At 72.3% G+C, this 1,457-nt stretch carries 2 protein-coding genes; one reads left to right on the top strand and one right to left on the bottom strand.

Annotated elements, in window-relative coordinates; genetic code table 11:
• Positions 1-468, top strand: a 468-nt coding sequence (locus GL263_RS26455; protein WP_182858265.1) for a DedA family protein, incomplete at its 5' end; no start/stop codon positions are given.
• 66 nt (positions 469-534) lie between these two features.
• Here GL263_RS26455 and GL263_RS26450 read toward each other — a convergent pair.
• Positions 535-1,401, bottom strand: a complete 867-nt coding sequence (locus GL263_RS26450) for an ion transporter (protein ID WP_182858264.1) — start codon at positions 1,399-1,401, stop codon at positions 535-537.
• Between the last annotated feature and the right edge of the window lie 56 nt (positions 1,402-1,457).

The raw sequence follows: 1,457 nt of genomic DNA, 5'->3' as shown, positions 1-1,457 counted from the left end.
CCCCACCCCAGCGCCCACCTGCCGGAACTCTTCTTCCTGCTGCTGTGCGCCGCCACCGCGTCCGTCCTCGGCGACCTCACGGCGTTCCTGCTCGCCCGACGCGGCGGCCTCCGCTTCGCCGGCTTCATCACCCGCTCCAGACGACTGCGCCACGCGCACCACCGGCTCGGCGGCGTGCTCGCCGCCGGCGGCGGGCCGCTGATGGTCCTCGCCCGCTTCGCACCCGCCGGGCGCTCGGTGATGAGCGTCGTCGCCGGCGTCACCAACCGCCGCACCCGCGACTTCGTCCCCTGGTCCGCGCTCGCCGCGGTCGTCTGGGCCGGCTACAGCGTCAGCCTCGGCTACTTCGGCGGCCGCCTCCTCGGCGTCAACTGGGGCACCACGGCACTGTCCATAGCCGCCCTGCTCACCGTCGGCTCCGTCGCCGCCTACCTCCTCCGCCGCCACCCCTCGGCCCAAGCCGGCTGAACCGCCGGAGCCCGGCGCGGCGCGGCACGGCACTGCACGGCACTGCGCGGCACTGCGCGGCACCGCTCACCGCCGCAGCCCGGCCTCCAACTCGTCCAGCACCCGCCGCGCCTCCGCGATCTTCGCCCGCAGCTCCGCCTCGTACGCACCGCCGGCGGGCACGGGACAACGCCCCGGCTCCCCTCCCGGCGGCCGTGCCGCGCCCTCCACCGCCCGTGCCTCGTCCAACGAGTTGATCACCACGCCGATCAGCATGTTGACCAGGACAAACGACGCGAGCAGTACAAAGGTGCCGTAGTACAGCACGCTCCACCGCGAGTACTCCAGCCCCTCGTGCACCACCGGGCCCAGCCCGTCCAGCGTCGTCAGCAGGAACAGCGTCAGCAGCGCGCGGCCCAGCGAGCCGTACCGGCCCGGGTCGTGCTCCGCGAACAGCATCCAGCCGAGCATCGCGTACAGGTACAGCAGCAGCGCCCCGACCATCAGGAAACTGAACGTCCCCGGCACGCTCTTGGCGATCGCCACCAGGATGATCCGCAACTGCGGCAGCAGCCGCGCCGCGCGCAGCACCCGCGCCAGCCGCAGCAGCCTCAGCAACGTCGCGTTCTCCCGCATCAACGGCAGATGCGCCAACACCACGACCACGAGGTCGAACACGTTCCACGGATCCCGGAAGAACCGCGCCGGCCGGTCCGCGAACGCGGCCGCCCGTAACCCGATCTCCACGGTGAACGCGGCCAGGAACAACCCCTCCCCCAGCAGCAGCCACTCCCGCCACCGCTCGGACAACCCGGAGTACGTCTCCAGACCCAGCACGACCGCGTTCCCCAGGATCGCGACCAGCACTGCGCCGGTGAACCAGCGCGTCTCGACAACCACACGCGCGCGCGTCGCAAGCGCGTGGCGCAGCGGCCCAGCGGTGGGGTGGCTCATCCTCGGCTCGTCCTCCGCCGTGCGCAGTACGTCGTCAACCCAGCGTGATCTTAAGT

Source organism: Streptomyces durbertensis (assembly GCF_014156695.1).
In the GTDB taxonomy this organism is placed as follows: domain Bacteria; phylum Actinomycetota; class Actinomycetes; order Streptomycetales; family Streptomycetaceae; genus Streptomyces; species Streptomyces durbertensis.
This window is presented reverse-complemented; position numbering and strand designations above follow the sequence as displayed.

Excerpts from the sequence above, each read along its gene's own strand:
- GL263_RS26450 (WP_182858264.1), bottom strand. The coding sequence starts at position 1,401 with ATGAGCCACCCCACCGCTGGGCCGCTGCGCCACGCGCTTGCGACGCGC.